Raw genomic sequence first — 3,729 nt, forward strand, 5'->3', positions numbered from 1 at the left:
TGCGGGCGTTGCCGTAATAGCGCTCCTCGAGGGTCAGCGAGCCGCGGTGCAGCAGGCTCTTGCCCCGCATCCCCTCCGGCAGCGGCTTGGACACCTTGCCCATCGACCGCCGCAGCGGCCGCGGCAGGTAGTCGAACGGCTTTAGCGACAACGGTTCCCGGTAGATCGTGTAGCCGCCGAACAGCTCGTCGGCCCCCTCCCCGGACAGCACCACCTTGACGTGCTTGCGGGCCTCGCGGGCGACGAAGAACAGCGGCACCAGCGCGGGGTCGGCCACCGGTTCGTCGAGATACCAGACGATTTCGGGGAGGGCCGCGACGAATTCGTCCGGGTGCACCACCTTTGCGATGTGGCGGGCGCCGATCGCCTCGGCGGAGGCCACCGCGACGTCGATCTCGGAGAAACCCTCCCGCTCGAAACCGGTGGTGAAGGTGATCAGCTTGGGGTTGTGCCGGATGGCCAGCGCCGCGATGGCGGTGGAGTCGATGCCGCCGGACAGAAACGCCCCGACGGTGACGTCGGCGCGCATGTGCTTGGCCACCGAGTCCTCGAGCACCGCGGTGATCTCGTCGTAGCGGGCCTGTTCGGTGTCCCGGCTCATCGGCACCGCGGCGAACCTCGGCACGAAATAGCGGGTGACCTCCGGCGGCCGCCCGGCCGTGATCCGCGCGTAGCAGCCCGATTCGAGCCGGCGCACCCCGCGGTGCAGCGTCTCGGGCTCGGGCACGTACTGCAGCACGGTGTAGTGCTGCACGGCCCGCCGATCGATCCCGGTGTCGAACCCGACCAGTTCGGCGAGGTCCAGCAGGCATTTCTTCTCACTGGCCACCGCGGTGCCCCCGGCGCCGGTCGCCATGAAGAGCGGCTTGATGCCGAATGGGTCTCGGGCGCAGAACAATTCGAGCGTGGCGGTGTCCCACAGGGCGAAGGCGAACATGCCGCGTAGCCGGGTGAGCACGTCGGCGCCCCAGTAGTGGTATCCGGCGACGATGGCCTCGGCGTCGCCGTCGGTGGCGAAGGCGGCGCCGTGCGCGGTGGCCAGCTCGTCGCGCAGCTCGAGGTAGTTGTAGATCTCGCCGTTGAACACCAGCACGTAGCGGTCGGGCGCCTCCGGCGGACCCCACCGCAGCGGCTGGTGCGAATGCGCGATGTCGATGATCGACAGCCGGTTGAAGCCGAACACGACGGCCCCGTCGGCGCCCGGGTCGGTCCACGTGCCCGGCTCGTCGGGGCCGCGGTGGCGCATCAGATGCGACGCGCGGGCGATCGCACCGTCGGCCCGGGCGGCGGCGTCGGCGCCGGCACCGTCCGGGGCGGCGACAAACGCCAGCAGACCACACACGGCGCCCCAGTATGCCGCACTCCGGGCACGCCCGTGGCGGTCGCACCCGGCACGTCGTGCGGGGCCGGTGGGCCGGGGTTTCGTCGCTCGGGTCAGCGGCGTGGTCTACGCTGCGTAGTATTCGATATCCGAGCAGGAGGCGCCAACGTGACACCTCGCGAGCAGGCCCGTTCGCAACGTTTGTCGCAGGGCAGGTTTGACAGCCTTTCTGGCCGCCGTTCCGGGGGCGTTCGGCGGGGTCGGTCCCGTCGTCTGCGGCCGCTGGCGCTGGCCGCGACGTTCGGCGTGTTGGCGGTCACCCTGAGCGGATGCAGCTGGTCGGACGTGCTGGGCCTCGGCTGGCCCAAGGGCATCACCCCGCAGGCCCAGATCAACCGCGAGCTGTGGGTCGGGGCGACGATCGCCTCTCTGGTCGTCGGGGTGATCGTGTGGGGCTTGATCTTCTGGGCGTCGGCCTTCCACCGCAAGAAGGCCACCGACACCGAGCTGCCGCGCCAGTTCGGCTACAACATGCCGCTGGAGCTGGTGCTCACGGTGACGCCGTTCCTGATCATCTCGGTGCTGTTCTACTTCACGGTCGTGGTGCAGGAGAAGATGCTGCACGTCGACAAGGACCCGGAGGTGGTGGTCGACGTCACCGCCTTCCAGTGGAACTGGAAGTTCGGCTACCAGCGCGTCGACTTCAAGGACGGCACGCTGACCTACGACGGTGTCGATCAGGCGCGCAAGAACGCGATGGTCTCCAAGCCCGAGGGCAAGGACGCGCACGGGGAGGAGCTCGTCGGACCGGTCCGCGGGCTCAACACCTCGGACCGCACCTACCTGAACTTCGACAAGGTCGAGATCCTGGGCACCAGCGACGAGATCCCGGTGCTGGTGTTGCCGACCGGCAAGCGCATTCAGTTCCGGTTGGCCTCGGCCGACGTCATCCACACGTTCTGGGTGCCCGAGTTCCTGTTCAAGCGCGACGTGATCCCCAACGCCGAGGCGAACAACTCGGTGAACGTCTTCCAGGTGGACGACATCAGCAAGGCCGGGGCTTTCGTCGGGCACTGCGCCGAGTTCTGTGGCACGTATCACTCGATGATGAACTTCGAGGTTCGGGTGGTGCCGCCCAACGACTTCAAGGCTTACCTGCAGCAGCGGATCGACGGTAAGAGCAACGCGCAGGCATTGCAGGCGATCGGTCAGGCGCCGCTCGCGGTGACCACCCACCCGTTCGACACCAAGCGCGGTCAGTTGGCCGGAAGCCAGTAGGTTAGGACACCAAATGCATATTGAAGCCAGGCTTTTCGAATTCGTCGCCGGGTTTTTCATTTTGGTTGCGGTGCTTTATGGCGTGCTGACAGCGCTTTTCGCCACCGGTGGCGAGGAGTGGGCCGGCACGACCGCGCTGGCGCTGACCGGTGGCCTGGCGTTGATCGTGGCCACCTTCTTCCGGTTCGTGGCGCGTCGCATCGACACCCGGCCCGAGGACTACGAAGGCGCCGAGATCAGCGACGGAGCAGGTGAATTGGGCTTCTTCAGCCCGCACAGCTGGTGGCCGATCCTGATCGCGTTGTCGGCCTCGGTTTCCGCTGTCGGTATCGCGTTGTGGCTGCCGTGGCTGATCGCCGCGGGCGTGATGTTCGTCCTCGCGTCGGTCGCGGGATTGGTCTTCGAGTACTACGTCGGTCCCGAGAAGCACTGATTCGTATCCATAAAGGTCACAATCAGATCACGTGATCTGTGGCCGCTTCGCCAAGACTTCTTTGCCCCCCTGCGTTCGGTAGTGTTTTGCCCAGGCAATTGACAATTTCTCAAGCGCGCGCGCAACGGTATGGCCGCGGGGCCCCGCGCGCTGGTGAGGCAGTCGGACAGGGCAGGCAGAGATGAGTGGGCCGAAACCCCCGGAATGGGAACCTGAGGAACCCGATTCCGTGAACGAGGCTCCCCACCAACCGGATTCCGCCGACGAGCCCGCGAACGCCCACGAAGCCACGGCGGACGACGAGCTCGAACCGTTCGACGACGGCGCCGAGCCGGAGGCCGACCAGACGGGCCAGACCGACGCCTATTCCCGGGCCTATTCGGCCCCGGAGTCCGAGCACTTCATCAGCGGGCCCTACCTGCCGGCCGACCTCAGGCTCTACGACTACGACACCTTCGACGAGTCGGACGAGGCGGAGGACGAACACGCCGCCCCGCGCTGGCCGTGGGTGGTCGGGGTCGCCGCGATAGTGGCCGCAATCGCGCTCGTGGTGTCGGTGTCGCTGCTGTTCGCGCCCCCCTACACCACCAAGCTGGCCAACCCCAACACCACCACGACCGCGCCGTCGACGCTACGCCCCCGGTGACCTGTCGGGCCGGCCGGGGTGACCCCACCGACGCCGGAATCGCCCCGGTGT

Annotated in this window: 3 protein-coding genes and 1 pseudogene; 3 read left to right on the top strand and 1 reads right to left on the bottom strand. The window is 67.5% G+C overall.

Annotated features, from left to right (window positions below; all coding sequences use genetic code 11):
- Window positions 1–1,342: asparagine synthase (glutamine-hydrolyzing) (asnB, locus tag A5691_RS09460; protein ID WP_068266540.1), on the bottom strand; the 1,342-nt coding region annotated here is incomplete at its 3' end.
- Between the two features lie 147 nt (window positions 1,343–1,489).
- On the opposite strand from asnB, the gene A5691_RS09465 reads away from it, so the two are divergent.
- The 3 genes and pseudogenes from A5691_RS09465 to A5691_RS09475 form a co-directional block, all read left to right on the top strand.
- Window positions 1,490–2,599 (top strand): cytochrome c oxidase subunit II, encoded by a 1,110-nt coding sequence (locus tag A5691_RS09465; RefSeq protein WP_082950223.1) that lies wholly within the window; start codon window positions 1,490–1,492, stop codon window positions 2,597–2,599.
- Between the two features lie 13 nt (window positions 2,600–2,612).
- Complete coding sequence (locus A5691_RS09470) at window positions 2,613–3,032, top strand: cytochrome c oxidase subunit 4 (protein ID WP_067758493.1); 420 nt, start codon at window positions 2,613–2,615, stop codon at window positions 3,030–3,032.
- Window positions 3,033–3,213: 181 nt separating this feature from the next.
- Window positions 3,214–3,657 (top strand): annotated as a pseudogene (locus A5691_RS09475) (hypothetical protein); the annotation flags it as partial.
- Window positions 3,658–3,729: the final 72 nt, after the last annotated feature.

Source organism: Mycobacterium sp. E183 (assembly GCF_001667735.1).
Taxonomy (GTDB): Bacteria; Actinomycetota; Actinomycetes; order Mycobacteriales; family Mycobacteriaceae; genus Mycobacterium.

Bases quoted from the DNA above. Each gene is read 5' to 3' on its own strand.
- A5691_RS09470 (WP_067758493.1), top strand. From the start codon at position 2,613: ATGCATATTGAAGCCAGGCTTTTCGAATTCGTCGCCGGGTTTTTCATT.